We start from the raw sequence: 25,215 nt of genomic DNA on the forward strand, positions 1-25,215 counted from the left end.
CGAGCAGCGGCTAGCTGACGCGCAAGCGAACGCCTGCCGCCTTCAGATATTCGATCTCGTTCTCGAGATCGGCCGCGGTCAGCGGATGGGAATCGAGCCAGCCCTTCGGGAAGGTGATTTCCATGGCACGCGCGCGTGGCAGCAGCACGATGTTCGGCAACACCTCAGCGCTGCGCCCACGATGTAACAGCACCGCGAGCCGCAAGATCAGGATCAAGAACTGCGCCTTGATATGCCACGGCGGCGTCAGCTCCTGGAGCGCATCGAGCTGCAGCTTGCGACGGTGCGCGCCGACGATGTACGCGAGGATCCTCTGCTCTTCCTGCGGGAAGCCCGGCAAGTCCGCGTGCTCCAGCAGATACGCGCCGTGTTTCTGGTAATGCGAGTGCGAGACATCGAGACCGATCTCGTGCAAGCGCGCGGCACACGACAGCGCCATCTCCGCGAACGGATCGTCGAGTTCCCACGCGGCCTGCGTCTGACGCAAGAAGTCGAGCGCCGTGGCTTCGACGCGCGCGGCCTGCGCGAGATCGACGTGATACCGACCTTGCAAGGCGCGCACGCTGCGCAGACGCGCGTCTTCATCGGTGAAGCGACCGACCAGGTCGTACAGCAAGCCTTCGCGCAACGCGCCGTCGGCCGCTTTCATCACCTTGATGTCGAGCACGCTGAGCACTTCCGCGAGAATGGCCAGGCCGCCGGGGAATACCGGCAAGCGCTCCTCAGTCAGCCCGGGCAGTCGCAGCTTCGACAGCTCGCCCGCGCGCAACATCTGCTCGATCAGCACTTCGACGCCCGCGGGACTGATGATTCCGTCGCCGTTGGAACGCGCGCGTAGCACGTCGCTCACCGAGCGGATCGTGCCCGATGAGCCGACCGCATGATCCCAGCCGTAATTCTTGAAGGTCGCCTGCACCGGCTCCAGCTCGAGTCGCGCGGCGAGCCGGGCCCGCTTCATGCGCTTCTCGGTGATCACGCCGTCGCTGAAGATGCGCGAACTCATGCTCACGCACCCCATGTGCAGACTCTCGAGCTTCTTCGGATGCTGGCCTTCGCCAATGATGATCTCGGTGCTACCGCCGCCAATGTCGGCGACCAAGCGTCGACCGGGATCGCTGGGCATCGTGTTCGCGACGCCGAGATAAATCAGGCGCGCTTCTTCGATACCAGAGATGACTTCGATGGGATGACCGAGCGCCGAACGCGCGCGATCCAGGAATGCGCCTTTGCGCTTGGCTTTGCGCAGTGTGTTGGTGCCAACGACGCGCACGCTCTCGGCCTTCATGTCGCGCAGTCGCTGGCCGAATCGCTCCAGGCAAGCCAGCGCAACGTCGATGGCCTCGCGCTTCAGACGGCCTTGCTCGTCGAGCCCCGCGCCGAGGCGCACGCTCTCGCGCAGACGATCCTGGATGATGAGCTGCCCGTGCATGTGACGGGCGACGACCATGTGGAAACTGTTGGAACCCAGATCGACGGCTGCAATGACGTCAGGAATTTTGCGCGCCATCGCCGAAACCATCCCACCTGAAGTTGAACCGGGGGAATGTTAATCGATGAAGCATCCGACTGCAGCGGCAACTTTGCCGCGCCCGGATGCTTACATGTTGAAGGACGAGCCGCAGCCGCAGGTCGTGGTCGCGTTCGGATTGCGAATGACGAACTGCGCGCCTTCGATGTCTTCCTTGTAGTCGATCTCGGCGCCGGCGAGATACTGGATGCTCATCGGATCGATGAGCAGAGTCACGCCGCCGTTCTCGACCTGCGTGTCGCCCTCTTCCAGGTTCTCGTCGAAGGTGAAGCCGTATTGGAAGCCCGAGCAGCCGCCGCCCTGCACGAACACGCGCAGCTTCAGATTGGGGTTGGACTCTTCACGGATCAGCTCGCTGACCTTGGCGGCCGCGGCGTCGGTGAAGACCAGGCTGGGCGCGCCAAGGCCCGGGACAAAGCTGGAAACGGCGGATTCAGTATTCATGGAGCCACATTGAGGGCGGCAGCAACTGAATCAAGTGTAACGCAGCCACCGCCGGCAGCGGCAAAACGCCGCCAAACCTTTGAGCTATAAGGCCCTCAGCCCGCGGAATCAGCGGTTGCATCGCCCGGCGCCGGCTTGATTTCAGGCTCGGCCTTGCCGCCCCGGCGCGGCTCGTGGATCAGCTTGCCGGTGATCTCCGCACCCATTTCCATCTCGATCAGCGCGTAATACACGTTGCCGGTGACCCGGGCGGTCGCGCCGAGCTCGACGCGCTCATGCGCGAGGATGTCGCCTTTCACGGTGCCGTTGAGAATCACATTCGGCACGGCCACCGAGCCTTCGACGACGCCGCTGTCGCTGACACTGAGCGTCGCGCCGGAATCGGCGGGCGCATCGACATTGCCTTTCACGTGGCCGTCGACATGGAAGCCGCCGGCGAACTGCACGTCGCCGATGATGCGCGTGCCGGCGCCGATCAGCGTGTCGATGCGATGGGGTTTGGGTTTACTACGGTTGAACATGCGCCGTCCAAATCAGGGGCTAGCTCGCCTCGAGGCCTCTTCAGCCTTCAGCCTGCACTTGCCAGGGATACGATTCTCGCACAGGGTCCATGCGCGCCGTGCGCACCTCGACCGTGACGGCCCGCGGCTCGAAGCCGTCCGGCAGCACGATGTCCTGCTCGAGATTCTGAAAATAGCGGAATTGAAACGGCAGCTGCCCATCGGCCCGCGGCGTCTCCGCGGCCTGCGATAACGGCAACTGCACCGGCTTGTTGTCGCGCACGCCTTCGAGCTGCACGATCACCGAGCCTGACACCACATTCTCCTGGCGCATCGACTGCACCAGCACCAGCCGCAATCGGAAGTGGTGATCGGCTGCGCCCGGCAGCACCTGGAAGCGTTGAATGCGCAGACCGCCGATGCCGTCTTCCGGCGACACGATGCCTCGATAGAAGGTCAGCTGCTCGCGATGTTTCAGGACCTGCGCCTGCAGGTCGGCCAGATTCTTTTCGACGTCCGCATAGGCCTTGTTTTCGACCTTGCGATCCAGCTCCGCGGCGGCGACCGCCGCGCGCAGCTTCTCGTTCTCGTCCTGCAGCGTCTCGATCTTGGCGTTCAGCTCGCGACGATGCTGAATCTCGGCGAACTTGCTGTAACCGCCTTCGAACCGGCCCCATTCATACATGAGGTAGAACGCGATCAGACCGCCCAGCACCCCACCGATGAGCACAGCCCGTCGCCGCCAGGTCGGATGCTGGCGGATAACGAAGGCGCCGGTGCGCAGGGGGGCGAAATCAGGCATTACGGCACATCGTTGCGAATTTGACGAAAGCTGGTGAAATTAGAGCACAGCCGCCGCGCCTCGATTGAGAAGCGCCGCAAAGAATCCCGTCCCGGTCCGCGCCCGCCAGCCTTCTGGTTGCACCTGCGAGCGAACGATTACGGCGATCACGCAAAGCGCGCTGAGGCGAAAGCCGCTGGCTTCCAAGGATTCATGCAAGGGTCGTTCATGCTCTGGCTCAAGGCGTTGCACATTATTTTCGTCATCACCTGGTTCGCCGGGTTGTTCTATCTGCCGCGACTATTCGTGTATCACGCGGCGCTTGGAGGCAGCGATCCGGCGGGCGCGGAGCGCTTCAAGATCATGGAGCGCCGGCTTTTCACCATGATGACCATCGGCGCCGTGCTCGCGATCCTGTTCGGCGGAGCCACGCTGGGGCAGGTGCCGGGCTTCATGCAGATGGGCTGGATGCACGCCAAGCTCACCCTGGTGGCCGGGCTCATCGTGTATCACTTCTGGTGCTACCGCCTGCTGACGGCATTCCGCGACAACCGCAACCAGCATTCGGAGCGCTGGTATCGAGGCTTCAACGAGGTGCCGACGCTGTTCCTGTTCGGCATCGTCATCCTGGTCGTCGTCAAGCCTTTCTAATCGATGGCTCGGGATCGGGCATCCTGCCACGCCCCTCGCGCAAGCCGGCAAAAGGCGCGACTTTTGCCGTTTGCTCGCCGCCCTTGGCGGCGGGGGTACATCCTGTACCCCTAGCTGGTTGCCTTGTCCAGGGCGGCTTTTTGCTGGCGCTGGGCCAGGCTGCGTAAATATTTTTCTTCCTGAGACCACTCGGGCAGTGCCGGCGGATCCTGCGGGAACGCGGTGCGCGCGAGCTCATCGAGGGCGCGGGCGTAGACGGCCCGTTTGAAGTAGATGACCTCGCGCACCGGCGTCCAGTAATCCACCCAGCGCCAGCTTTCGAATTCAGGCTCGCCATTGGAGACCAGGTCGAAGCGGTCCTCGGTGCCGGTGAACCGGAGCAGGAACCAGCGCTGCTTCTGCCCGATACAAGGCGGGTGGCTGTTCTTGCGCACGTATTGCTTGGGCAAGCGATAGCGCAGCCAGTTGCGGGTGCCCGCGATCAGCTTCACGTCGTGGGGGTCGAGCCCCACCTCTTCCTTGAGCTCGCGGTACAGCGCCTCTTCGGGGGTTTCGCGCTGCTGGACGCCGCCTTGGGGGAATTGCCAGCCGCGGCCGCCGGTCCGGCCGCCGAGGAAAACCTGGCGATCCTCGCGCATCAAGACGATTCCGACATTGGCGCGAAAGCCGTCTGCATCGATGAAATCGGTCATGGAACTGAACAAAAATCGGATTGACCCGATTCTTTCATCAGTCCCGCGCGAATGCCACCACATGGTCGGGCTCGATGCGAATGCCGATGCGCTCGCCGACCGCGTGGTCGTGATGGCTCGGGACCAGCGACAACAGCTGCACCCCGCTCGCAAGTTTCAACGTATACAGGAACTCGGCGCCTCGAAACGCGCGCTGACAGACTTCGGCGCGCAGGGTGCTCGCATCGTCATGAATGACATCGTCGGGACGTAGCAACAGATCGACGTGACGACCGGTCTGCCACTGCCCATTGCCATTCGCGCGAACCACGCCCAGCTCGGTGCGCACCGAGCCCGCGGCCACGATCTCGCCAGGAATAAAAACGCCCTGACCGATGAAGTCCGCTACGAAGCGCGTCTCGGGTCGATGATAGAGCTCATACGGCGTGTCCCACTGCTCGAGCTTGCCGTCCTTCATCACGCCCACGACATCGGCGACCGCGAAGGCTTCCTGCTGATCGTGAGTCACGAGCAGCGCGGTCGTGTTGAGCGTCTTCAACACCGAGCGCACTTCGATGCTCAAGCGCTCGCGCAGCTCGACGTCGAGACTGGAGAACGGCTCGTCGAGTAATACGATCTCGGGCTCCGGTGCCAACGCTCGCGCCAACGCCACGCGTTGCTGTTGCCCGCCCGACAACTGATGCGGGTAATGGCCTCGATGCTCCGCCAGGCCCACGGTTTCCAATATTTCTTCCGCGCGTCGCTGACGTTTGCTTCGATCCAGGCGATGCAGGCCGAACGCAACGTTGTCGAGCACCGTGAGATGCGGAAACAACGCGTAGTCCTGAAACACCATGCCGATCTGGCGGCTTTCCGGCGGCGAATGAAACTCTTTGGAGGCGAGCACACGACCGTGCGCGCGAATCTCGCCGACATCGACGGGCTCGAAACCCGCGATACAACGCAACGCCGTCGTCTTGCCACAGCCACTCGGGCCGAGCAAACAACCGATCGAGCCCTTCGCCAGACGCATCGACAAGCCATTCACGGCCGAGCGCTCGCCGAAGCGACGAACCACATTTTCTAGCTCAAGCCACATGCGCACCTCTGCGGGTCAGCATGGCGGCGGGAATGAGTCCGACGAGCACGATGGCGACCGCCGGCAACGCCGCGCGCTCCCACTCACCTTCAGATGTCATTTCCCACACGCGCACCGCCAGCGTGTCCCAGCCCGGCGGACGCGTAATCAACGTGATCGGCATTTCCTTCATCACATCGACGAACACCAAGGTCGCCGCTGTCGCGAGACTGGTTCGCAGCAGCGGCACATGAACTTTACGAATCAGATCGGTGCCGACCACGCCGAGACTGGCGGCCGCTTCATCGATACTGCGCGTCACTCGCTGGAGGCCGCTCTCGACCGGATTGAATCCCACCGTGAGAAAGCGAGCGAGATATGCGATGAGCACGGCGAGCAGCGTACCCTGAAGCAAGAGCACCGGGGCTGCGTCGCCCAACCACCCACGTAGCAGGCCCTGCAGCTGATTGTTCAACAACACCAACGGAACGGCGATGCCGACGGCCAGCACCGTTCCTGGAATGGCATAACCGAGCGTCGCCAGTCGCACGAGCACGCGGATCGGCGTCGTCGATCGACGGCGCTCGATGTAGGCCAGCGCCAGGCTCGCGGCGACGATGACAATCGCAGCGCTGCCCGCGAGCATCAGACTTCGCGCGATGAATCCCCAATAGCGGCTGTCGATGTCGCCGACGTTTTTGATGGACCAGATCAACAGCTGCAACAGCGGCAACACGAAGGCGAGCGCCAACACGATTGTCGCGCCGGCAAAGGCGCCCCATCGTGCGACAGGGCTCAGATGTAAGCGAGTGGCTTCACGCGTCATATCGCGGCTACTCGCGAAATGCGCGCCGGCTCGCGAGCTGCGCTCGAGCGCGAACGCGGCGATCACAAACAACAGCAGCACACCGGCCAGCTCCAGCGCCGCACTCACAGAGAACATGCCGAACCAGGCGCGATAGATGGCGGTCGTGAACGTGTTGTAGTTGAACACCGAGACCGCGCCGAAGTCGGCCAATGTTTCCATGCAAGTCAGCGCGATGCCGGCCGCGATCCACGGACGGGCCATCGGCAAAGCCACTTTCCACGTCGCGGCCACCCGGCCGATGCCCAACATCTGCGCCGCTTCGAGTGCGCGTCGACCTTGAGTGAGAAACGCCGTTCTCGCCAGCAAATAAACGTAGGGATACAACGCGAGCGACAGCACGATGATCACGCCGCCGGTCGAGCGGATCTTCGGCACCCAGGCGGACGTGCCGGTCCACGCCCGCAGCCAGCTCTGCAGCGGGCCGGAGAAATCGAGAAACCCCACCGCAACGAACGCCAGCACATACGTGGGAATGGCCAGCGGCAGCAACAGTGCCCAATCGAAAAAGCGCCGGCCGGGAAATTCACAAATCGAGGTGAGCCACGCGAGCGCCGTGCCGACGACGCCGCTCAACAGTGCGACGCCGATCAGCAGCTTGATCGTGTTGATCGTGACTTCGGGCAGCACGTAGCGGGACAGGTGTGCCCAGACTTCCGCTTCGGGTGAAATCGTCGCGTGCGCGATGACCAGCAGAGGCACAAGCGCAGGCAGGCACAGCACCACCGCGAGCACCATGCTCAACGGATCGCGCCACGCGCGTCGCGTCTCGGGCTGCATCATTTAAAACTCGGGATCGGGCATTACGCTGCGCAGTCCCTGCTCCGCGTAAGCCCAGGGTATACATCCATGTACACCCGCTCGGCGGAGCGAAGCAGCGCTTCGCTGAAAGCCACCGCCGAGCCCTGCCACGACCCTCGTGCGAGCTAGCAAAAAGACGCGACTTTTTGCTGCTCGCCGCCGCCCCTGGCGGCGGGGTACGTCCCTATACCCGGGTGGCACTCGGAACGCAATGTTCATACTTGCAACTCGTCAGCGATAGCCCACCCGATCCATCAACTTCACCGCCGTGGCCTGCAGCTCGCCGGCCTGCGCCACGTTCATCGGACTGCGCTTGAAATCCCCCCACGCCTTCACGATCGGATCGGGCTCGATGCTGGGGCTGGCGGGATATTCCAGATTCTGACCGGCGAAGAACGACTGCGCTTCCGGCTGCGACAGCCATTCGAGGAACTTCTTTGCCTGCTCGCCGCGCGGCGCATGCGCTGTGACACCCGCGCCGGAAATATTCACGTGCACGCCCTGCCCCGCTTGATCGGCCCAGAACAGCTTCAACGGCAGTTCCGGCTTATCGCGCAGCAGTCGGCCGAAGTAATAAGTGTTCACCAGACCCACGTCGCACTGACCCGCAGCGATGGCTTCCATCAGCAATGTATCGTTGGAGAACGGCTCGGCGGCGAGATTCGCGACCCAGCCGCGCACGATCTCTTCAGTCTTCGGCTCGCCATACTCGGCGATCAGCATGGCGACCAGCGATTGGTTGTAAACCTTCTTGGAAGTGCGCAGGCACAGCTTGCCTTTCCAACGCTCGCTGCCGAGCGCGGCGTAGTCACTCAACTCTTCGGGCTTCACGCGCTCGGTGCTGTAAACGATGGTGCGCGCACGGATCGAGAAACCGAACCAGCGGCCCTGCGGATCGCGCAGGCTTTCAGGAATGTTCTTGCTGAGCACTTCCGACTGCACCGGCTGCATCAGGCCCAGATCGGCGGCATGCCACAACTCGCCGGCGTCCACGGTCATCAGAATGTCGGCCTGCGAATTCGCGCCCTCGGCATTCAAGCGCTCGATCAGTGGACCGGCGTCGTCGGTGACAAAGCGGATCTTCTGGCCGGTCTCGGCGCTGTAGCGATCGAAGATGGGCTTGATCAGCTGTTCGTTGCGGGCCGAGTACACGACCAGCTCGGAAGGTTGCTTGGCACAGCCGGCGACTCCCAGAGCGAGCACCAGCGCGCCGAGCATTGGCGCAAACACACCGAACCTTACTGCCATGACCCGCAAACCCTCGATGCAATCAATGCGAATGAATCGCATTTAAGCACGTTTTGGCGGGGTCTGTCAGATCAGCCGCAGGGCTTATCGGGCATCTCTTCGCCGTTGGCGAGCGCGGCCCGGTTGCGGCCGGCCTGTTTCGCCCGGTACAGCGCGGCATCGGCGTCGGCGAGCAGCCGCTCGGCGGCGGCTTTGAGGTCGGCCTCGTCGCGCGACACGGTGATCCACGCCACGCCGATGGACACGGTCATATTCAACTCCACCCCAGACGGGAGGATCAGGGGTGTCTCGCAGACGGAGGTGCGGATGCGCTCCGCCAGGCATGCCGCCTGCTTCGGAGCGATCGCCGGGGCCAGCACGACGAATTCGTCGCCGCCGAATCGGGCCGCGGCATCGCTGCCGCGGATATGCGCATCGACTCGTTGCGCCGCCTCGCGCAAGGCCATATCACCGGCGAGGTGACCGTGCTGATCGTTGATCTGCTTGAAGCGATCCAGGTCGATGACCAGACACGTGAGACTGGTGCCCTGACGCTGCGCGCGAGCCAGCTCTTCTTTGAGCCGCGCGTTGAGATAACGACGGTTGTGCCAGCCGGTGAGAAAGTCGGTCAAGCCACTGCGAACCAGCCGCGCGCGGTTGATCGTGTTCTCGATCGCGAACGATGCGATCACGCCGAGATGCGCGAGGAAGTCAGTCGCGAGATGTCGCGAGAAACGTTTCTCGTCGATGCTGCCGAAGTTGAGACTGCCGAGCAGACGATCCTGTCGGCGCAACGGAATCAGCGCGGTGCTCTTCAGGCCCGGCGTGCCGGGAAACAGCAGCTGATGATCGCAGCCCATGTACGGCCCGAGCCACGGCCGATGAAACGAATTGAACTGCGGCGCCATCCCCGCGAGGCTGTCCGTGAACAACACCTGCGGAAAATCTTCCAGCTTCACGTTATCGGCGATCAGCAGATGACGAATCTCATGCTGAGGATCCAGCAATAGCAACGTCACGGACTCGAGCGCATACGACGCCTTCAGTCCTTTGCAAATAGCATCGAACAGCTGCGACATGTTCTCGGCTTTGAGCAGCTCGAGCTCGCGCTCCTGGCTCCGCCGCAGCAGCTTTTCATTGGTCGCAGCCTCGTCCATGAGCGCGGCGATACGCCCGCGCAATTCGCGGATCTCTCCTTGGAGATCCCGGGCCGACATCTATGCGTGCCTCGCTAACAAAGAACTAATCATTCCGCACACGGCCCGCCAGATACTCGCGGCCTTGGCTCATCATGGCGGTGAACTCCGGCGCGTCGCCGGTCGACACCGAGTGCCACAACTTCTCCACGGCCTTGCGCAATGCCTGCAGCGATTCGCGGCCGTAGTCGTTCAGGTGCTGGATCTCGAAATACAGATCGGGGCTCTCGGCGGCCACGCGGGTCGCGACATCGACCTGCGAGTCATACGTCGTGCTGGACAGTTGCGCCAGGCGCGGCGCCGCCTCACCGCTCTCGGCGAGCGCCGTGAAGAAAGCAATGTTCAAGGCGTGCGACAGACCCAGCACGTAAGCGATCAAGCGGTCGTGTTCATCGAGTCCCATGACTGCTTGTTGGGCCATGGTCGAGCCGAACAGTTCCTGCGCGGCGGTCACCGCTTCCTTGTTGCCCACATCGATGAAAATGACGTGCCGGCCGGACAGCAGCTCGGTATCGGGGCCGAACATGGGATGCACGGACGTGACTTTCACGCCGGCGCTCTTCAATGCATCGATGCCTTGTCGTAGCGGAGTCTTGAGCGAGCCGATGTCGAAGACGATGCCGCGCGGCTTGCGCACGGCCAGTTCCTGCAACACCACGTTCGCTATTTTGAGCGGAGTGGCAACCACGATCAGATCGTAATCGAGCGGGCTTTCGCGCCAATCCGCGATGTACGCATATGCAGCGTTGTCCGGGCGACGCGCTGGGTCGGCCACCGTCACGGTGTAGCCCTGCGAGGCCATGAAGTCGCTGAACCAGCGTCCCATCTTGCCGGTACCGCCGATGATCAGCGCGGTCTTGCCGCCGCCGCGACCGCCGGCCGCGACGCGAATGCGCTCCTGTGTCGTGAGCGAGCCACGGATCAACAGCCGCATCACCTGCTCCGCCAACGCCGGCGAAATTCCCAGGGAATCGGCCGTGGCGCGGGCCTGCATTACCACCTCGCGCTCGCGGGTGTAGTCGCGCGTGGCTTTGCCCTCGGCACGTTTGGCTTCGGCCACCTCACGGCTAAGCCGTTGGCGCTCGGCGACAAGCGCGAGCATCTGCCGATCCAGCTCGGACAGACGTTCGCGGATTTCTTGCAGATTCATGGGAATTTCAGTCCGGCGCACGGAGGGGTGCTGACGCCTTTTACCAACCAGCGAGCGCGGGCTGCAAGTTAGTGGCTCATAAAATCGAGGCCGGGGACTGGCATAATTGCCACACCTCTAATTTATGGCCGGCCGTTGGCCGGATCTCAAGAATAGCCATGGCCGCCGACGAACTGCTTCCCGAGCCCCTGCCCGCCGATCCTCTGCCCATGTTTGCGACGTGGTTCAGCGATGCGCGCGTGCGCAACGTCCAGCCCAACCCGGACGCAATGGTGATTGCGACCGTGGGCGAAAACAGTGCGCCCTCTGCGCGAGTTGTCCTGTGCAAGCGACTGGTCCCGGATCAGGGCTTCGTGGTGTTCTTCACGAACTACGATTCGCGCAAAGGCCGCGAACTGGAAGAACATCCCCGCGCCGCGGCCGTGTTTCATTGGGACGCGATGCATCGGCAAGTTCGGCTGGAAGGGCCGATCGTGATGTCGCCGGCCCCGGAGAGCGATCAATATTTCGCCAGCCGCGCGTTCGAAAGCCGCATCGGCGCCTGGGCCAGCGCCCAAAGCGAACCGCTCGCGTCGCGCGGCGCACTAGCCGCGCAGGTCGAGGCAGTGAAAGAGCGGCTGGGTCTGCAGAAGGCAACGGACGGCGAAGTGCCGCGGCCGCCGCACTGGGGCGGCATTCGACTGTGGATCGATTCGATCGAACTGTGGGCGGAAGGCGCCGGCCGCATCCACGAGCGCGCCCGCTGGACCCGCCAGCTCACGAAAAAGGATGAGTTTTCGTTCAGCGGCGGGCCGTGGACCGGCACGCGGCTGAATCCCTGAGCCGCGTTATTTGACGACCTTCAAGGTCGGCTTGGAACGCTTCGGCTGCTCGGGGCTGCCCGTCGGTGTTTCCGTTGGCGCAGTCGGGGGCGTCGGCGGGGGCGCATCGGCCTCCGAGAAAATCATTCCCTGCCCCGTCTCGCGCGCATAAATACCGAGCACCGCCGCGATCGGCACCATCACGTCGTGCGTGACCGCGCCGAATCTCGCGCGGAACCGAACTACGTCATTGCCCAAGCTGAGGTTGCTGGTCGCGCTGTTGCTCACGTTCAGGATGATCTTGCCTCCCTGAACGTACTGGCGCGGCACTTCCACGCCTTGTAACGAAGCATCGACAACTATGTGAGGAGTCTGATCGCTGTCGCTGATCCATTCGTGCATGGCACGCAATAAATAGGGACGTCGCGATCGAACTGGAGCATCTGCCATGAGTACCGCCGCGGGTTTTAAGCGCGCATTTCCTGCTCGGCGCGCGACAGACTGTGCCGGAACGCGGGCCGGGAGAACAATAGGTTGGCGTACTTGGTAATAGGTTGCGCCTGCGGTGGCAAGTCGATTTCCCAATACAACAAGCGCCACAGGATGGGAGCAATGGTGGCATCCACCAACGAGAACTCGTCCGACAGGAAGTACGGCTTGGCCTTGAACACGTCGGTGCTGGCCAGAATGCTGTCGCGGAGGATTTTGCGCGCCTTCAGGCCGTTCTTGCGGTCCGAGGGGTCGTCGATCTGCTGGGCGAGGCTGTACCAGTCCCGCTCGATCCGATACAGCGCCAGGCGGAACTGCGCGCGGGCCACCGGATCCACCGGCATCAGCGGCGGATGCGGGAAGCGCTCGTCCAGGTATTCGATGATGACGCGGGAGTCATAGAGGACCAGATCACGGTCCACCAGGGTGGGGACCGTGTGGTACGGGTTCAGGTCGAGCAGGTCCTCGGGCAGGTTACCGCCCTGCACGTCGATGGTCTCGACATGAATGCTCTTCTCAGCCAGAACGATCCTGGTGCGATGGCTCCAGGGATCGTCGGCGCGTGAGAAGAGCGTCATCATGGCAGTACGCTCCGGACAGATCTGAACGAACGCGCCGTAGCTCCCACGCGGGGGGCTACTTCACGTCCTTCCAGAACTCCTTCTTCAAGAAGTAAGCGAACAGGAAGAAGACTATCAGGAATGCCAGCACGCGCATGCCCAAATTGCGCCGTTCGATCTGCATCGGCTCGGCGATGTAGTCGAGGAAATTGACCGTGTCGCGGACGAATTGGTCGTACTCCTGCGGCGAAAGACTGCCCTGCTTCGCCAGTTCGAATTCCTTGAACTTCTTATGGACCGTGTTGTGTTCCGCATCGCTCTCGCCATCATAGACCGCCTGCTGTAAGCCTTGCAGCTCCCACAGCACGTGCGGCATGGCGGTGCCCGGCAGGATCAGGTTGTTGGTGCCCGTCGGCCTGCTCGGATCCAGATAGAACGACTTCAGGAAGGAGTAGATGTAGTCGGCCCCACGGCTGCGCGCAATGAGGGACAGGTCCGGCGGCGTGGTACCGAACCAGTGATTGGCATCTTCCGGCTTCATGCCGATCTTGATGGTGTCGTGGATTCGCTCACCCACGAACATCAAGTTGTCAGTCACTTGCTTTTCGCTCAGCTCCAGATCTTCCGCCAGACGGCTGTACCGGACGTACTTGGCCGAGTGGCAGCCGCTGCAATAGTTCACGTAGTTGCGTGCGCCGCGCTGAAGCGAGGCGACGTTGGCAACGTCGTTGCGCGCCAGTTGCATGGCCGAGTTATGGCCCTCCGCCGCCGCGCCGATCGCGGACCAGCTCAGAGCGGACAACCCCACCACACCCAGTACCAGCTTATGGAAACTCTTCTTCATCATGGCTTCGGCTAGATGCTCAGTGGGCATGGTAGGTCACGCGTTCCGGCACAGGCTTGGTCTGGTCGATCCTCGTGTACCAGGGCATGAGCAGGAAGAACGCGAAGTAGACGACCGCGAAGAAGCGCGCCGCCAGGGTGTATTCCGGCGTCGCCGGCTTCAGGCCGAGGTAGCCGAGCGCGATGAAGCTCACCGCGAACGCACCGAGGAAGCCGCGCCACAGCCAGCCGCGATAGCGGACCGACTTGACCTTGGAGCGGTCCAGCCACGGCAGGAACACGAACAACACCACGGCCGCGCCCATCAGAGCGACACCCAGCAGCTTGTTCGGAACCGCGCGCAGGATCGCGTAGAACGGCGTGAAGTACCACACCGGCGCAATGTGCTCAGGAGTCTGCAGCGGATTGGCCGGATCGAAGTTGGCGTGCTCCAGGAAGTAGCCGCCCATTTCCGGCGCGAAGAACAACACCAGTGCGAACACCATCGCGAACACGACGAAGCCCACCAGATCCTTCACGGTGTAGTACGGATGGAACGGAATGCCGTCCACCGGATGACCGTCCGGGCCCTTCAGCTTCTTGATCTCGACGCCGTCCGGATTGTTCGAGCCCACTTCGTGCAGGGCGAGGATGTGCGCGATCACCAGGAACACCAGCGCCAGCGGCAACGCGATGACGTGCAGCGCGAAGAAGCGATTCAGCGTGATGTCGGAGATGTAGTAGTCGCCGCGGATCCACTCCACGAGACCTTCACCGATGCCGGGAATCGCGCCGAACAGCGACACGATCACCTGCGCGCCCCAGTAGGACATGTTGCCCCAGGGCAGCAGGTAGCCGAAGAACGCCTCGGCCATCAGGCACAGATAAATCAGCATGCCGAAGATCCACACCAGCTCGCGCGGGTTCTTGTACGAGCCGTACATGAGACCGCGGAACATGTGCAGATAGACGACGATGAAGAACGCCGAGGCGCCGGTGGAGTGCATGTAGCGGATCAGCCAGCCCCACTCCACGTCGCGCATGATGTACTCGACCGACGCGAACGCGTCCGCGGCCGAGGGCTTGTAGTTCATCGTCAGGAAGATGCCCGTGACGATCTGCAGTACCAGCACGACCAGCGCGAGCGAGCCGAAGTAGTACCAGAAGTTGAAATTCTTCGGCGCGTAGTACTCGCTGACGTGTTCCTTCCACGTGCGAGTCAGCGGGAAGCGCGCGTCGATCCAGTCGACGAGCTGACCCATCTTGCCCTTCTCCGGCATGGTGGCGCTCATTATGCAACCTCCGCGTCAACGCCGATCTGCACCACGCCGTCGGTAATGAAACGGTATGGCGGCACTTTGAGATTCAACGGCGCGGGCACGTCCTTGAACACACGGCCGGCCAGGTCGAACTTCGAGCCGTGGCACGGGCAGTAGAAGCCGCCCGGCCAGTCGGCGCCGAGCTCGGCGTCCGCGGCCTGGAAGCGGCTCATCGGCGCGCAACCCAGGTGCGTGCACACGCCGACCAGCACCAGATATTCTGGCTTCAGCGAGCGCACTTCGTTCTTGGCGTACTTGGGCTGGTCGGACTGCTCCGACTTCGGGTCGCGCAGGCGATCCGCGAGGGACGGATCCTCGAGCTGCTTCATCATCTCCGGCGAGCGACGCACGATGAAGATGGCCTGGCCGCGCCAGTTCACCTTGACCATGGAGCCGGACTCGAGCTTGCTGATGTCCTGTTCGACCGGTGCGCCCAGCGCTTGCGCGCGTGCGCTCGGCTTCCAGGACGCGAGGAACGGGACGGCGGTCATCGCGGCACCGGCTATGCCGGTGACGGTCGTCGCGACCAGCAGGAAATGGCGCCGGCCGCCATCGACCCCATCTTTATCTACTTCTGACGTCATCCAAATCTCCGCGAGGCATCTGTCGCACGCGCAACCTCACCCGAGCCCTTGAAGCCCAGCGAGGTTTCAAACGTTCAAGGAATTCCGCATTATACACATATCGCTCAGCGCACTATGAAGCGCCCCCGGTCATCACCGGTACTCTTATCCGAGCCGCATCCGTGCCCACCGTGCCGCAGACCCTGTTGTTCCTGCTGAAATGGACCTTGGTGGGCCTGGCCATCGCCGCCGTCCTGCTGCTGGTCCGCCCGGCGCAGACCGTCCCGTCGGCCGCGCCCGCCACGCAGGAATCCCCTGCTTCGCCCGTGGCCTTCACGCCGCGCGAGGGCGAGGTGCGCAGGTCTTTCGCCGATGCGGTCAGCCGCGCCGGACCGGCCGTAGTTAACATTTACACGGCGCGTGTAGTCGCGAATGCGCCGTCCGCCACCAACGGCAATCCGCTGTTACGACAGAATCCGGCCCAGGTCCGACAGCGCGTGGAAGGCAGCCTCGGCTCGGGCGTCATTGTCGATTCCGACGGCCATCTGATTACCAACGACCACGTGGTTCATGGCGCGGACCAGATCCGCGTGCAACTGGCGGATGGTCGCGTCGCTACCCCAACCATCGTCGGCACCGATCCGGATACCGATCTCGCGGTCCTGCGCGTGGATCTGGAGAACCCGCCGGTCATGCCCATGGGCCGCTCCAACGTCCTGCGCGCGGGCGATGTGGTGCTCGCCATCGGCAATCCGTTCGGGCTCAGTCAGACCGTGACCCAGGGCATCGTGAGCGCCACGGGCCGCGGTCGGCTCGGCGTCACCGATTTCGAGGATTTCATTCAGACCGACGCGGCCATTAATTTCGGCAATTCCGGTGGCGCGCTGATCAACACGGACGGCGAATTGATCGGCATCAACACGGCGGTGCTCGCGCAGACGCTGGGCACGGACGGCATCAGCTTCGCGATTCCCGTGAACATGGTCCGCGGGGTAATGGATGAAATCATCGCGCACGGGCGTGTGCGTCGTGGGTGGCTGGGTGTGTCTTCTGAGGAGTTGCCGCGAATGACAGCCGCTGCGTTGGGTATTGATCCGCCGGTGGCGCTGCGAATCAGCTCAGTGGATCCGCTCGGCCCGGCCGCGAAGGTCGGCATGCGAGTGGATGATCTGGTGACTCACCTGAACGGTCAGCAGATCGTGAATGCGCAGGAAGCATTGAATCGCGTGGCCGCGATGTCGCCCGGCTCCATCCTCGAAATCCGCGGCCGCCGTGGCCGCTCGCCCTTGTCTATTGAAGCGACGTTAGAAGAGCGACCGCCTCGCGGCTCCCGCTAAGACCCTCCGGCCCGCGTCTTCGCCGGGCCGCGGTGAACTTTCCGCCCAGCCCTTCGCCGGGCCGCCGTGAACTTTCCGGCCCGCCCCTTCGCCGGGCCGGCGGTGAACTCTCCCCGGCCCGCGTCTTTGCCGGGCCCGCGGTGAACTCTCTCGGCCCGCGTCTTCGCCGGGCAGCGGTAACTATCCCTGGCCCGCGTCTTCGCCGGGCCGGCGATAGAGCGAGAAAAAAAATTGCGGCTGCGTTAGGCGATGCGCTTGATCTGCGCGCCGATCTGCTCAAGCTTTTCTTCAATGCGCTCGTAACCACGATCGATGTGGTAGATGCGGTGAATCTCAGTGGAACCCTGCGCTACGAGTGCAGCTAGCACGAGGCTCGCCGACGCGCGCAAATCCGTCGCCATCACCGGGGCCGCGGTGAGGCGCTCGACGCCGCGAATAATCGCGGTATTGCCTTCAATACGAATGTCCGCGCCGAGGCGTCGCATTTCCAACATGTGCATGAAGCGGTTCTCGAAGATCGTCTCCACCACCGTCGCCACGCCTTCCGCAACCGTATTCAACGCCGCGAACTGCGCCTGCATGTCTGTCGGGAATGCGGGATAAGGCGCGGTGCGAAGATCGACCGACTTCGGCCGGCGGCCGCGCATGTCGAGATCGATCCAGGTGTCGCCGATCTCAATCTCCGCGCCGGCCTCGCGCAGCTTCAACAACACCGCGTCGAGATGATCGGGCCGCGTGCCTTTGATCTTCACGTGACCGCCGGTGATCGCACCGGCCACCAGATAGGTGCCCGTCTCGATCCGATCCGGCAGCACGTCGTAGCTCGCGCCGTTCAAGCGCTCGACGCCGGTGACGGTAATAACATCCGTACCCGCGCCGCTGATCTTCGCGCCCATGGCACTGAGGAAATTCGCGAGATCGACGACCTCGGGCTCGCGCGCGGCGTTTTCGATGACGGTCTGCCCTTCCGCCAAGGTCGCGGCCATGAGCAAGTTCTCCGTACCGGTGACGGTCACGGTCTCGCACACGATGCGCGCACCTCTGAGGCGATCGGCCTTGGCGCGGATGTAACCATTTTCGATCTGAATGTCCGCGCCCATCGCGCGCAGACCATCAACGTGAATATTCACCGGGCGTGCGCCGATGGCGCAGCCGCCGGGCAGCGACACATCCGCCTTGCCGAAGCGGGCCAGCAGCGGTCCGAGCACGACGATCGATGCGCGCATCGTGCGCACCAGCTCATACGGAGCGACGAAAGCATTGGCGGTGGACGCATCCACCTCGACCCGCATGCGATCGTCGATGGTCACGCTCACGCCCATACGACCGAGCAGCTCGATCATGGTCGTGACGTCCTGAAGATGCGGCACGTTGCCCACCGACACCGGCCCCTCGGCCAGCAGCGTCGCGGCCAGAATCGGCAGCGCGGCATTCTTCGCGCCGGAGATTCGAACCTCGCCCTGGAGCGGCGCGCCGCCCTGAATCAGCAGCTTGTCCATGGAATTACTTTTGTTCGGAAGGCGCGAACGCCTGGATGCTGAGCGCGTGGATTTCACGGCCCATCAGCTGTCCGAGCGTCGCGTACACCAGCTGATGCCGCTGGATCATGCGACGGCCCTCGAACTGCGGGGCCACGATGACCGCTTCGAAATGAGTGTCGTCGTCGGATGCGACGCGCACTTGCGCGCCCGGCAATCCGGTCTGGATCAGCGCTTGGACCTCGGCGGCATTCATCGATGCGGGGTATCCGGAAATTTCAGAGGGCGGCCATGATATCCGATCCTCGGGCCGATCCGTCGCGCCGATTCGCGCTCGCTGAGACATGCACTCTTGCCGCGAAATAACCAGCGCCGCGGCCCGTGAGTCTCGTCAATTCGCTATCATTCGCGGATGCGATCTTTACCGACGTCCGCCCCGCTCGATTCTGAACAGTTGCTCACGCGCGGCCGTCGCGTGCTGGCTACGGAAGTCGCTGCGGTGCAAGCGCTCGAAGCGCGCCTGGACGGCGATTTCGTCACGGCCTGCCAGCTGGTGCACGACTGCTGCGGCCGGGTCGTGGTCACCGGAATGGGTAAATCCGGGCACATCGGCAACAAGATCGCGGCGACCCTGGCGAGCACCGGCACGCCCGCATTTTTCCTGCATCCGGCCGAGGCCAGTCACGGCGACATGGGCATGATCACCCACGACGACGTGGTCGTGGCAATTTCCAACTCGGGCGAGACTGCGGAGTTGCTCACCATTCTTCCCGGCATCAAGCGACTGGGCGTGCCGCTGATCGCGATGACCGGCAAAGCGCAGTCGACACTCGCCAAGGCCGCCTCGGCAGTGCTCGATGTCAGCGTTCCGGAGGAGGCCTGTCCTCACAATCTCGCGCCGACCGCGAGCACCACGGCGACACTTGCCATGGGCGATGCCCTCGCCGTCGCGGTGCTGGAAGCCCGGGGTTTCAGCGAGGAGGACTTCGCGCGCTCGCATCCGGGCGGCAGCCTCGGACGAAGGCTGTTATTGCACGTTGAAGATGTGATGCGCACTGGCGAGCAATTGCCCACGGTCAGCCCCGACACCTCGCTCAAGGACGGGCTGCTGGAAATCAGCCGCAAAGGCCTCGGCATGACGGCGGTAGTCGACGACCGGCAGCGTGTGCTCGGCATCTATACCGATGGCGACTTGCGCCGTGCGCTGGACCATCCGATCGATATCAACGTCGTGCGCATGCGTGATGTGATGACCGCGAATCCCAAGACGATCCAACCGAGAGTCCTGGCCGCGGAGGCTGTGCACCTGATGGAAAAACATCGCATCACCCAACTGCTGGTGACCGACGCGGGCAATGTCCTGGTCGGCGCCTTGAACGTTCATGATCTGTTCCGCGCCGGGGTGATGTAATTCATGGACACCCTGGTGGAACGTGCCAACGACGTGCGCCTGCTGGTGCTGGACGTGGATGGTGTGCTGACCGACGGGCGGCTGTATTTCACCGCCCGCGGCGAGACGATGAAATGTTTTCATGTACGCGACGGCGCCGGCATCAAGCAAGTGCTCAATGCCGGGCTGCAGGTCGCGGTGATTTCGGGCCGCCAGTCGAAGGCGGTAGACAAGCGCATGGCCGAGCTCGGTGTGACCTGGATCCGTCAGGGCGTGCACGACAAGGCGGCGGCGCTGCGCGAGTTGCTGGAGATGCTGAACCTCACACCCCAAGCCGTGGCGAGCGTCGGTGACGACACGCCGGACCTGTCGCTGTTCGAAGTATCGCGGCTCGCGGTCGCGGTCGCGGACGCGCATTCGAGCGTGAAGTCGCGTGCGCATTTCATTACGCAGGCACCCGGCGGTCAGGGCGCGGTGCGCGAGGTGTGCGATCTGCTGCTGGAAACCCGGCGCATCGGCGTCAATCGGCAGGTGCACGGATGAACTGGCGCTGGGTGTCATTGGCCGCCGCGCTCGCCGCCATCGTGATCGGTTATGGCGCGTTCGTGGACAATGGCGAGGCACCCACGGCGAATCATGAGATGCCCGACCAGCCCGGTTATTACCTGAAGGACGCCGTGATCCTGCGCACGCGCGAGGACGGCTCGCCCGGGGTCGAATTGATCGCACGGCGCATCGACCAGCGCTTGAGCCGGCCGGCGCGGGGCGAGGCGATCACCATGGAGTCGGTGCGCGTGAATTACTTCGGAGCGAAGGACTGGCAATGGGAGCTGACCGCCAAGAACGGATTGGTTCCGCCGAATTCGCGCGTCGTACAGTTGGAAGGCGATGTGGAGTTGCGACCTCTCGAAGGCAACTCGAACATGTATCTGCGCACCAACGAGCTGGCGATCGACACCGAAAAAAATATTGCTTACAGCACCCGCTCACCCGTGCAGATGCGTTACGGCCAGCATTCGATGACCGTGAAAAGCCTGCGCGCCGATTTGACCAGCGAGAAACTGCGGCTGGAGACAGTGAATGGAAAGTTTGATCCGCAAACACGACGGTAGGCGACGCGCGGCTCGCGCGGTCGGAGCGCTACTGTTGCTGTTCGCAACGGTGGGCAGCGGCGCCGCGAACGCGCCCAAGCTCGAAGGTGGCTTCACCTGGAGCGCCGACGTGCTCAGCTCCGATTTTCGCAGCGACACGCTCGACCTCGCCGGCAACGTGCGCGTCCTGCAGGGCCCGATGTCCATCGAAGCGCAGACCGCGAAGGCAAAGAACGTGCGCGCGGATACGAGCCGCTGGACCTTCGAAACCGCCGTGCGCATTCGCACCGCCGAGGCCGATCTGCAGTCCAATCTGGCGACGGCCGCTTTCATCAACGGACAGATTGCCGATGCGCGCGTCGAAGGCACGCCGGCGCGCTTCGAACAGATTGGCGCTTCCGATAATCGTCAGGTGCGCGGTCGCGCCGGCGTGATCGAGTATGACTTCAACACCGGCGTGGTGAAGCTCACGAATCAAGTGTGGTTCAGCAACGGTAAGGATGAGTTCCGCGGCGACGTGGTGATCTACAACGTGCGTGACGAGCGCGTGCAGATCAATCCGGGCGGCTCATCGAACCGGGTCCGCGGCATCATCCGTCCGAACCAAAAGACACAGACGAACAGCGGCGCTAACGGAACCGCGGCCATCGTCGAGCCCACCTTCAATGAGAACGGCGAGTCGATCCAGAACGAACGCGTCGAGCCAAAGCTGGCGACCGAATCCACCGGCGGCGGCGCATGACCCGGCTGCGCGTCGAGGGGCTCGCCAAAAAGTATCGCTCGCGACAGGTCGTCAAGAATCTGTCGCTCGAAGTGTCGAGCGGTGAAGTCGTCGGTCTGCTCGGCCCCAACGGCGCCGGCAAGACCACCGCGTTCTACATGATCGTCGGCCTGGTCCCCACGGACGCGGGCCGCATCATCCTGGACGATCAGGACATCTCGAAGTTGCCGGTGCATCGACGCGCGCGTCTCGGCGTGGGCTATCTGCCGCAGGAAGCCTCGGTGTTCCGCAAGCTCACGGTCGAGGACAACATCCGCGCCATTCTCGAAGTGCGTCCCGAGTTGAACCGCGACAAGCGCGACGAGATGCTCGAGTCGCTGCTCGACGAGCTGCACATCGGCCACATCCGTAACAGCGTCGGCCAGTCGCTGTCCGGCGGCGAACGCCGGCGCGTCGAAATCGCCCGCGCGCTGGCCGCGGAACCCCAGTTCATGCTGCTGGACGAGCCTTTCGCGGGCGTCGATCCGATCTCGGTGCTGGATATCCAGCGCATCATCCGGCACCTTGTCGCACGCAACATCGGTGTGTTGATTACGGACCATAACGTCCGGGAAACCTTAGGGATTTGCGGCCGCGCTTACATTGTCAGCGGGGGCAGCGTGATCGCCGCGGGGACTGCGGAAGAGATCCTTGCAAATCAGCAGGTCCGTGAGGTGTACTTGGGTCAGGACTTCCGGCTTTAGGCATCCTGCTTGCAGGGGGCCGCCCCGCCGGCCCGTTGACGACCTACAAGCGAGACGAATGCTCAAGCCCGCCCTGCAGCTCCGACTCGGCCAGCAGCTGACCATGACCCCTCAGCTGCAGCAGGCCATCCGCCTTTTGCAGCTGCCTGTGCTGGAGCTTCAAGCGCAGATCCGCGAGGCGTTGGAAAGCAACGTCATGCTGGAGGCCGAGGACGAGTCGGGCAGCCTCGAGACCGGCGAATCCACCGAGCCGCAATTCGAGCCGACGTACGAATCGCCCGCGCCCAGCCCCGAGGCGAGCTCCAGCAACGAGCACAACGAACACAATGACGACCGCGGCGAGACTGCCGAGGCCGCCGAACAGCCGCTCGACATCGTCGAGGATCAGGACTGGAGCGATTCGCAGGTCACCGGTCAATCCGACACGCCCTGGTCGGGCGATGACGATCACTCGCAAGACTTTTCCGACGCGCGCGGCGAGACGCTGCAGGAACATCTGACCTGGCAGCTGGAAATGTCGCGCCTCAATGAGCGCGAGATGCGCATCGGCGCGGCCATCATCGATGCGATCAATGACGACGGCTACGTGATCGAGCCGCTCGACGAGATCGCGCGCAATTTACAACCTGAGCTGGTCGTGGCCACCGCCGAGGTCGAGCGCGTGCTCACCCAGGTGCAGGCCATGGACCCCGCGGGTGTCGGCGCACGCTCGGTCAGCGAATGCATCGAGCTGCAGCTCCGTCAGCTGGACCCGGATACGCCGGGCCGTGAGACCGCGCTCGCAATCGCCGCCGGTTATCTAGATCAAGTCGCCGAGCAGCAGTACGCACTGTTGCGGCGGCAGCTGCGCGTTACCGAAGAGGAATTGGAAAACGCGTTAGTACTGGTCCGCGCCTGTCAGCCGCGCCCGGGCTCCAGTGTGCATTCCGTACCTGCCGAGTACATCGTGCCCGACGTGTTCGTGCGTCGGACCGAGCGAGGCTGGGCGGTCGATATCAATCCCGCGAGCCTGCCGCGCATTCGCGTGAATCAGAGTTACGCGGGCCTCATCGGCCGCGGCGGCGACCATGCGATGTTACGCACCCAGCTGCAGGAAGCGCGCTGGCTGATCCGCAGCCTCGAGATCCGCAACGAGACGCTGCTCAAAGTGGCCCGTTGCATCGTGCAGCGTCAGTCGGCGTTCCTGGAGAACGGCGACGAGTACATGCAGCCGATGATCCTCAAGGACGTGGCCGAAGCCGTGCAGATGCACGAGTCGACCATCTCCCGCGTCACCACCAACAAGTACATGCACACGCATCGTGGCGTGTTCGAGTTTCGTTATTTCTTTTCCAGTCATGTCGCCGCCAGCGACGGCACGGAGATGTCCTCTACGGCCATCCGCGCCAAGATCCGTAAGCTGGTGGCCGCGGAGGAGCCCGATAAGCCGCTCTCGGACAGCCGCATCGCCGACATCCTGTCACGCGAGGGCGTGCTGGTAGCGCGGCGTACCGTCGCTAAATACCGTGAAGCGCTAGGTATACCTCCGTCCAGCGAACGCAAGAGAGTTTCGGTGAGATAGCCAGCAGTTCCCCCCGCTCCGTACCCCTAGGAGGCTTCCATGCAACTGAACGTCACTGGTCACCACGTCGATGTCACCACTTCCATGAAGGGCTACGTCGAAAAGAAGCTGGACCGCATCGTCAGGCACTCCGACCACATCATTGACGTTCATTGCATCCTTACCGTGGAGAAGCTGAGGCACAAAGCCGAGGCCAAGGTTCTGTTGAATGGCGCCATGGTGTACGCGGACGCCGTCGATATGGATATGTACGCGGCCATCGACGCGCTGGCCGACAAGCTCGACCGCCGGGTAAAGAAGCACAAGGAAAAGCTCGCGGACCATCACGCGCTCGAAGCACAAAAGGTCCGTCCGTCCTAATCGGTCACCCGCCCTGGAAAAACTGCCGAGCGGTTCACAAATCCGCCGGCCCTCGGGCACACGGACCGTGCCCTACCTGTCACACACGCCCGACTCGTTGCCGCCCTTGCGCCGCTCGCTGTAGTCTTTGCAGCCAGCCCTCACCAGTATTGTGTTTGTACCCATGCGTCTCGTCATCGTCAGTGGCCTGTCCGGATCCGGCAAGAGCGTGGCCCTGCACATGCTCGAGGATCTCGACTATTACTGCGTGGACAACATCCCCGCGGGCCTGCTGCCAATGTTCATTTCCCATACCGTGCGCTCGCGCGAGTCGACGTATGGATATACGGCCGTCGGTGTCGATGCGCGCAACCGTCCCGCTGAAATCGCCTCGGTGCCGAAGCTGGTCGCCGATCTCAAGCGCAGCGGCGTGGCCTGCGAAGTGCTGTTTCTGCGCGCCGACCAGGAAACCCTGCTGAAGCGCTATAGCGAGACACGGCGGCGTCATCCGCTCAGTCGCGACGGCTTGGGTCTGGCCGAGGCCATCAGCCAGGAACAATCGCTGCTGGAGCCGATCGCGGACGCGGCCGATCTGATCATCGACACCACGCGCTCCAGCGTGCACGAGCTGCGCGAGCTGATCCGCGACCGGGTCGGCGCACGCGTCGAAGGACGCATGTCCATCCTGTTCGAATCGTTCGCCTTCCGTCACGGCGTGCCGGGCGATGCGGACTTCGTGTTCGATGTGCGCAGTCTGCCGAATCCCTATTGGGAGCCCGGCCTCGCGCGCTTCACCGGCCGCGATCCCGCGGTGGTGGAATATCTCGAACGGCATCCGCAGGTGACCAAGATGTTCGACGACATCGTCGGCTTCCTGGAGCACTGGATTCCCGAGCTGGTACGCACCAACCGCAGCTATTTGACCATCGCCATCGGCTGTACCGGCGGTCAGCATCGTTCCGTGTATCTTGTGGAACGTCTCGCGCGACATTTCTCGGCGAAATTTCCGCAGGTCCACGCGCGCCATCAAGTAGTCGGCGCTCACCGCGCCAGCTAATCAGTGTCAACTTGACTTCGCGGGCGCGCCTCACGCCGCTACACTGCGCCCGC

The 25,215-nt window shown here is 63.3% G+C and carries 28 protein-coding genes; 11 read left to right on the forward strand and 17 right to left on the reverse strand.

What is annotated here, in order from left to right:
* Positions 1-10: 10 nt before the first annotated feature.
* The 4 genes from ppx to ACFPN2_RS07645 all read right to left on the reverse strand — a co-directional run bounded on the left by ppx (position 11) and on the right by ACFPN2_RS07645 (position 3,274).
* On the reverse strand, positions 11-1,507 hold the full coding sequence (gene ppx / locus ACFPN2_RS07630; protein WP_380596016.1) for an exopolyphosphatase: 1,497 nt from the start codon (positions 1,505-1,507) through the stop codon (positions 11-13).
* Between the two features lie 90 nt (positions 1,508-1,597).
* Positions 1,598-1,972: an iron-sulfur cluster insertion protein ErpA gene (gene erpA / locus ACFPN2_RS07635; protein ID WP_380596017.1), complete on the reverse strand. Its 375-nt coding sequence runs from the start codon at positions 1,970-1,972 to the stop codon at positions 1,598-1,600.
* 95 nt (positions 1,973-2,067) lie between these two features.
* The gene (locus tag ACFPN2_RS07640) at positions 2,068-2,493 is read right to left on the reverse strand and encodes a bactofilin family protein (protein WP_380596018.1); all 426 of its coding nucleotides are present in this window, start codon (positions 2,491-2,493) and stop codon (positions 2,068-2,070) included.
* A gap of 40 nt (positions 2,494-2,533) precedes the next feature.
* Complete coding sequence (locus ACFPN2_RS07645; protein ID WP_380596019.1) at positions 2,534-3,274, reverse strand: DUF6776 family protein; 741 nt, start codon at positions 3,272-3,274, stop codon at positions 2,534-2,536.
* A 33-nt stretch (positions 3,275-3,307) separates the two neighbouring features.
* Here ACFPN2_RS07645 and ACFPN2_RS07650 point away from each other — a divergent pair, with 33 nt between their 5' ends.
* Positions 3,308-3,904 carry a CopD family protein gene (locus ACFPN2_RS07650; protein WP_380596020.1) on the forward strand — a complete coding sequence of 199 codons (597 nt, stop codon included), beginning with the start codon at positions 3,308-3,310 and terminating at the stop codon, positions 3,902-3,904.
* A 110-nt stretch (positions 3,905-4,014) separates the two neighbouring features.
* Here the strand turns inward: ACFPN2_RS07650 and ACFPN2_RS07655 are convergent, their stop codons facing one another.
* From ACFPN2_RS07655 to ACFPN2_RS07680, 6 genes are all read right to left on the reverse strand, one after another.
* Positions 4,015-4,596: an RNA pyrophosphohydrolase gene (locus ACFPN2_RS07655; protein ID WP_380596021.1), complete on the reverse strand. Its 582-nt coding sequence runs from the start codon at positions 4,594-4,596 to the stop codon at positions 4,015-4,017.
* A gap of 37 nt (positions 4,597-4,633) precedes the next feature.
* Positions 4,634-5,674 carry an ABC transporter ATP-binding protein gene (locus tag ACFPN2_RS07660; RefSeq protein WP_380596022.1) on the reverse strand — a complete coding sequence of 347 codons (1,041 nt, stop codon included), beginning with the start codon at positions 5,672-5,674 and terminating at the stop codon, positions 4,634-4,636.
* Entirely contained in the window at positions 5,664-7,301 is a 1,638-nt protein-coding gene (locus ACFPN2_RS07665) for an ABC transporter permease (RefSeq protein WP_380596023.1), read from the reverse strand. The genes ACFPN2_RS07660 and ACFPN2_RS07665 overlap by 11 nt, the downstream gene beginning before the upstream one ends.
* Positions 7,302-7,550: 249 nt before the next feature.
* Positions 7,551-8,567, reverse strand: coding sequence for a Fe(3+) ABC transporter substrate-binding protein (locus ACFPN2_RS07670; protein ID WP_380596024.1), 1,017 nt, complete (start codon positions 8,565-8,567; stop codon positions 7,551-7,553).
* Between the two features lie 71 nt (positions 8,568-8,638).
* The gene (locus ACFPN2_RS07675; RefSeq protein WP_380596025.1) at positions 8,639-9,763 is read right to left on the reverse strand and encodes a GGDEF domain-containing protein; all 1,125 of its coding nucleotides are present in this window, start codon (positions 9,761-9,763) and stop codon (positions 8,639-8,641) included.
* Between the two features lie 25 nt (positions 9,764-9,788).
* On the reverse strand, positions 9,789-10,892 hold the full coding sequence (locus ACFPN2_RS07680; RefSeq protein ID WP_380596026.1) for a prephenate dehydrogenase/arogenate dehydrogenase family protein: 1,104 nt from the start codon (positions 10,890-10,892) through the stop codon (positions 9,789-9,791).
* Positions 10,893-11,050: 158 nt separating this feature from the next.
* Here ACFPN2_RS07680 and pdxH point away from each other — a divergent pair, with 158 nt between their 5' ends.
* Positions 11,051-11,713, forward strand: a complete 663-nt coding sequence (gene pdxH, locus ACFPN2_RS07685) for a pyridoxamine 5'-phosphate oxidase (RefSeq protein WP_380596027.1) — start codon at positions 11,051-11,053, stop codon at positions 11,711-11,713.
* A gap of 6 nt (positions 11,714-11,719) precedes the next feature.
* On the opposite strand, the gene ACFPN2_RS07690 is transcribed toward pdxH, so the two are convergent.
* From ACFPN2_RS07690 to petA, 5 genes are read right to left on the reverse strand one after another with little or no spacing between them, the layout of a single operon-like run.
* A complete protein-coding gene (locus tag ACFPN2_RS07690; protein ID WP_380596028.1) occupies positions 11,720-12,142 on the reverse strand; it encodes a ClpXP protease specificity-enhancing factor in 423 nt (140 codons plus the stop codon).
* Positions 12,143-12,159: 17 nt separating this feature from the next.
* The gene (locus tag ACFPN2_RS07695) at positions 12,160-12,759 is read right to left on the reverse strand and encodes a glutathione S-transferase N-terminal domain-containing protein (protein WP_203170332.1); all 600 of its coding nucleotides are present in this window, start codon (positions 12,757-12,759) and stop codon (positions 12,160-12,162) included.
* Positions 12,760-12,817: 58 nt separating this feature from the next.
* Entirely contained in the window at positions 12,818-13,615 is a 798-nt protein-coding gene (locus ACFPN2_RS07700; RefSeq protein WP_380596029.1) for a cytochrome c1, read from the reverse strand.
* On the reverse strand, positions 13,605-14,825 hold the full coding sequence (locus ACFPN2_RS07705; RefSeq protein WP_380600073.1) for a cytochrome b: 1,221 nt from the start codon (positions 14,823-14,825) through the stop codon (positions 13,605-13,607). Before ACFPN2_RS07705 ends, ACFPN2_RS07700 begins: the two co-directional genes overlap by 11 nt.
* Before the next feature lie 29 nt (positions 14,826-14,854).
* The gene (gene petA / locus ACFPN2_RS07710; RefSeq protein ID WP_380596030.1) at positions 14,855-15,466 is read right to left on the reverse strand and encodes a ubiquinol-cytochrome c reductase iron-sulfur subunit; all 612 of its coding nucleotides are present in this window, start codon (positions 15,464-15,466) and stop codon (positions 14,855-14,857) included.
* A gap of 161 nt (positions 15,467-15,627) precedes the next feature.
* On the opposite strand from petA, the gene ACFPN2_RS07715 reads away from it, so the two are divergent.
* The gene (locus ACFPN2_RS07715; RefSeq protein WP_380596031.1) at positions 15,628-16,782 is read left to right on the forward strand and encodes a S1C family serine protease; all 1,155 of its coding nucleotides are present in this window, start codon (positions 15,628-15,630) and stop codon (positions 16,780-16,782) included.
* Between the two features lie 242 nt (positions 16,783-17,024).
* Here the strand turns inward: ACFPN2_RS07715 and murA are convergent, their stop codons facing one another.
* Entirely contained in the window at positions 17,025-18,281 is a 1,257-nt protein-coding gene (gene murA / locus ACFPN2_RS07720) for a UDP-N-acetylglucosamine 1-carboxyvinyltransferase (RefSeq protein ID WP_380596032.1), read from the reverse strand.
* 4 nt (positions 18,282-18,285) lie between these two features.
* Positions 18,286-18,516: a BolA family protein gene (locus ACFPN2_RS07725; RefSeq protein ID WP_116810387.1), complete on the reverse strand. Its 231-nt coding sequence runs from the start codon at positions 18,514-18,516 to the stop codon at positions 18,286-18,288.
* A gap of 156 nt (positions 18,517-18,672) precedes the next feature.
* Here ACFPN2_RS07725 and ACFPN2_RS07730 point away from each other — a divergent pair, with 156 nt between their 5' ends.
* The 8 genes from ACFPN2_RS07730 to rapZ all read left to right on the forward strand — a co-directional run bounded on the left by ACFPN2_RS07730 (position 18,673) and on the right by rapZ (position 25,162).
* Entirely contained in the window at positions 18,673-19,671 is a 999-nt protein-coding gene (locus ACFPN2_RS07730; protein WP_380596033.1) for a KpsF/GutQ family sugar-phosphate isomerase, read from the forward strand.
* Positions 19,672-19,674: 3 nt separating this feature from the next.
* The gene (locus ACFPN2_RS07735; protein WP_380596034.1) at positions 19,675-20,193 is read left to right on the forward strand and encodes a KdsC family phosphatase; all 519 of its coding nucleotides are present in this window, start codon (positions 19,675-19,677) and stop codon (positions 20,191-20,193) included.
* Complete coding sequence (gene lptC, locus ACFPN2_RS07740; RefSeq protein WP_380596035.1) at positions 20,190-20,762, forward strand: LPS export ABC transporter periplasmic protein LptC; 573 nt, start codon at positions 20,190-20,192, stop codon at positions 20,760-20,762. The genes ACFPN2_RS07735 and lptC overlap by 4 nt, the downstream gene beginning before the upstream one ends.
* Positions 20,731-21,483 carry an LptA/OstA family protein gene (locus ACFPN2_RS07745; RefSeq protein ID WP_380596036.1) on the forward strand — a complete coding sequence of 251 codons (753 nt, stop codon included), beginning with the start codon at positions 20,731-20,733 and terminating at the stop codon, positions 21,481-21,483. Before lptC ends, ACFPN2_RS07745 begins: the two co-directional genes overlap by 32 nt.
* Positions 21,480-22,205 (forward strand): LPS export ABC transporter ATP-binding protein, encoded by a 726-nt coding sequence (gene lptB, locus ACFPN2_RS07750; protein ID WP_380596037.1) that lies wholly within the window; start codon positions 21,480-21,482, stop codon positions 22,203-22,205. The genes ACFPN2_RS07745 and lptB overlap by 4 nt, the downstream gene beginning before the upstream one ends.
* Positions 22,206-22,263: 58 nt before the next feature.
* Positions 22,264-23,766: an RNA polymerase factor sigma-54 gene (locus tag ACFPN2_RS07755; RefSeq protein WP_380596038.1), complete on the forward strand. Its 1,503-nt coding sequence runs from the start codon at positions 22,264-22,266 to the stop codon at positions 23,764-23,766.
* Between the two features lie 39 nt (positions 23,767-23,805).
* Positions 23,806-24,126, forward strand: coding sequence for a ribosome hibernation-promoting factor, HPF/YfiA family (gene hpf, locus ACFPN2_RS07760; protein WP_380596039.1), 321 nt, complete (start codon positions 23,806-23,808; stop codon positions 24,124-24,126).
* A gap of 163 nt (positions 24,127-24,289) precedes the next feature.
* A complete protein-coding gene (gene rapZ / locus ACFPN2_RS07765; protein WP_380596040.1) occupies positions 24,290-25,162 on the forward strand; it encodes an RNase adapter RapZ in 873 nt (290 codons plus the stop codon).
* The last annotated feature ends 53 nt before the right edge of the window (positions 25,163-25,215 follow it).

The sequence above is a fragment of the Steroidobacter flavus genome, from assembly GCF_042651805.1.
In the GTDB taxonomy this organism is placed as follows: Bacteria; Pseudomonadota; Gammaproteobacteria; order Steroidobacterales; family Steroidobacteraceae; genus Steroidobacter; species Steroidobacter flavus.

Coding starts and splice junctions, on each gene's coding strand:
- ppx (WP_380596016.1), bottom strand. CDS start 1,507: ATGGCGCGCAAAATTCCTGACGTCATTGCAGCCGTCGATCTGGGTTCC.
- ACFPN2_RS07735 (WP_380596034.1), top strand. CDS start 19,675: ATGGACACCCTGGTGGAACGTGCCAACGACGTGCGCCTGCTGGTGCTG.
- ACFPN2_RS07645 (WP_380596019.1), bottom strand. CDS start 3,274: ATGCCTGATTTCGCCCCCCTGCGCACCGGCGCCTTCGTTATCCGCCAG.
- pdxH (WP_380596027.1), top strand. CDS start 11,051: ATGGCCGCCGACGAACTGCTTCCCGAGCCCCTGCCCGCCGATCCTCTG.
- ACFPN2_RS07745 (WP_380596036.1), top strand. CDS start 20,731: ATGGAAAGTTTGATCCGCAAACACGACGGTAGGCGACGCGCGGCTCGC.
- petA (WP_380596030.1), bottom strand. CDS start 15,466: ATGACGTCAGAAGTAGATAAAGATGGGGTCGATGGCGGCCGGCGCCAT.
- lptB (WP_380596037.1), top strand. CDS start 21,480: ATGACCCGGCTGCGCGTCGAGGGGCTCGCCAAAAAGTATCGCTCGCGA.
- ACFPN2_RS07680 (WP_380596026.1), bottom strand. CDS start 10,892: ATGAATCTGCAAGAAATCCGCGAACGTCTGTCCGAGCTGGATCGGCAG.
- ACFPN2_RS07670 (WP_380596024.1), bottom strand. CDS start 8,567: ATGGCAGTAAGGTTCGGTGTGTTTGCGCCAATGCTCGGCGCGCTGGTG.
- hpf (WP_380596039.1), top strand. CDS start 23,806: ATGCAACTGAACGTCACTGGTCACCACGTCGATGTCACCACTTCCATG.
- ACFPN2_RS07690 (WP_380596028.1), bottom strand. CDS start 12,142: ATGGCAGATGCTCCAGTTCGATCGCGACGTCCCTATTTATTGCGTGCC.
- murA (WP_380596032.1), bottom strand. CDS start 18,281: ATGGACAAGCTGCTGATTCAGGGCGGCGCGCCGCTCCAGGGCGAGGTT.
- ACFPN2_RS07640 (WP_380596018.1), bottom strand. CDS start 2,493: ATGTTCAACCGTAGTAAACCCAAACCCCATCGCATCGACACGCTGATC.
- ACFPN2_RS07655 (WP_380596021.1), bottom strand. CDS start 4,596: ATGACCGATTTCATCGATGCAGACGGCTTTCGCGCCAATGTCGGAATC.
- lptC (WP_380596035.1), top strand. CDS start 20,190: ATGAACTGGCGCTGGGTGTCATTGGCCGCCGCGCTCGCCGCCATCGTG.
- ACFPN2_RS07675 (WP_380596025.1), bottom strand. CDS start 9,763: ATGTCGGCCCGGGATCTCCAAGGAGAGATCCGCGAATTGCGCGGGCGT.
- ACFPN2_RS07695 (WP_203170332.1), bottom strand. CDS start 12,759: ATGACGCTCTTCTCACGCGCCGACGATCCCTGGAGCCATCGCACCAGG.
- ACFPN2_RS07660 (WP_380596022.1), bottom strand. CDS start 5,674: ATGTGGCTTGAGCTAGAAAATGTGGTTCGTCGCTTCGGCGAGCGCTCG.
- ACFPN2_RS07755 (WP_380596038.1), top strand. CDS start 22,264: ATGCTCAAGCCCGCCCTGCAGCTCCGACTCGGCCAGCAGCTGACCATG.
- erpA (WP_380596017.1), bottom strand. CDS start 1,972: ATGAATACTGAATCCGCCGTTTCCAGCTTTGTCCCGGGCCTTGGCGCG.
- rapZ (WP_380596040.1), top strand. CDS start 24,290: ATGCGTCTCGTCATCGTCAGTGGCCTGTCCGGATCCGGCAAGAGCGTG.
- ACFPN2_RS07725 (WP_116810387.1), bottom strand. CDS start 18,516: ATGAATGCCGCCGAGGTCCAAGCGCTGATCCAGACCGGATTGCCGGGC.
- ACFPN2_RS07665 (WP_380596023.1), bottom strand. CDS start 7,301: ATGATGCAGCCCGAGACGCGACGCGCGTGGCGCGATCCGTTGAGCATG.
- ACFPN2_RS07705 (WP_380600073.1), bottom strand. CDS start 14,825: ATGGGTCAGCTCGTCGACTGGATCGACGCGCGCTTCCCGCTGACTCGC.
- ACFPN2_RS07730 (WP_380596033.1), top strand. CDS start 18,673: ATGCGATCTTTACCGACGTCCGCCCCGCTCGATTCTGAACAGTTGCTC.
- ACFPN2_RS07700 (WP_380596029.1), bottom strand. CDS start 13,615: ATGCCCACTGAGCATCTAGCCGAAGCCATGATGAAGAAGAGTTTCCAT.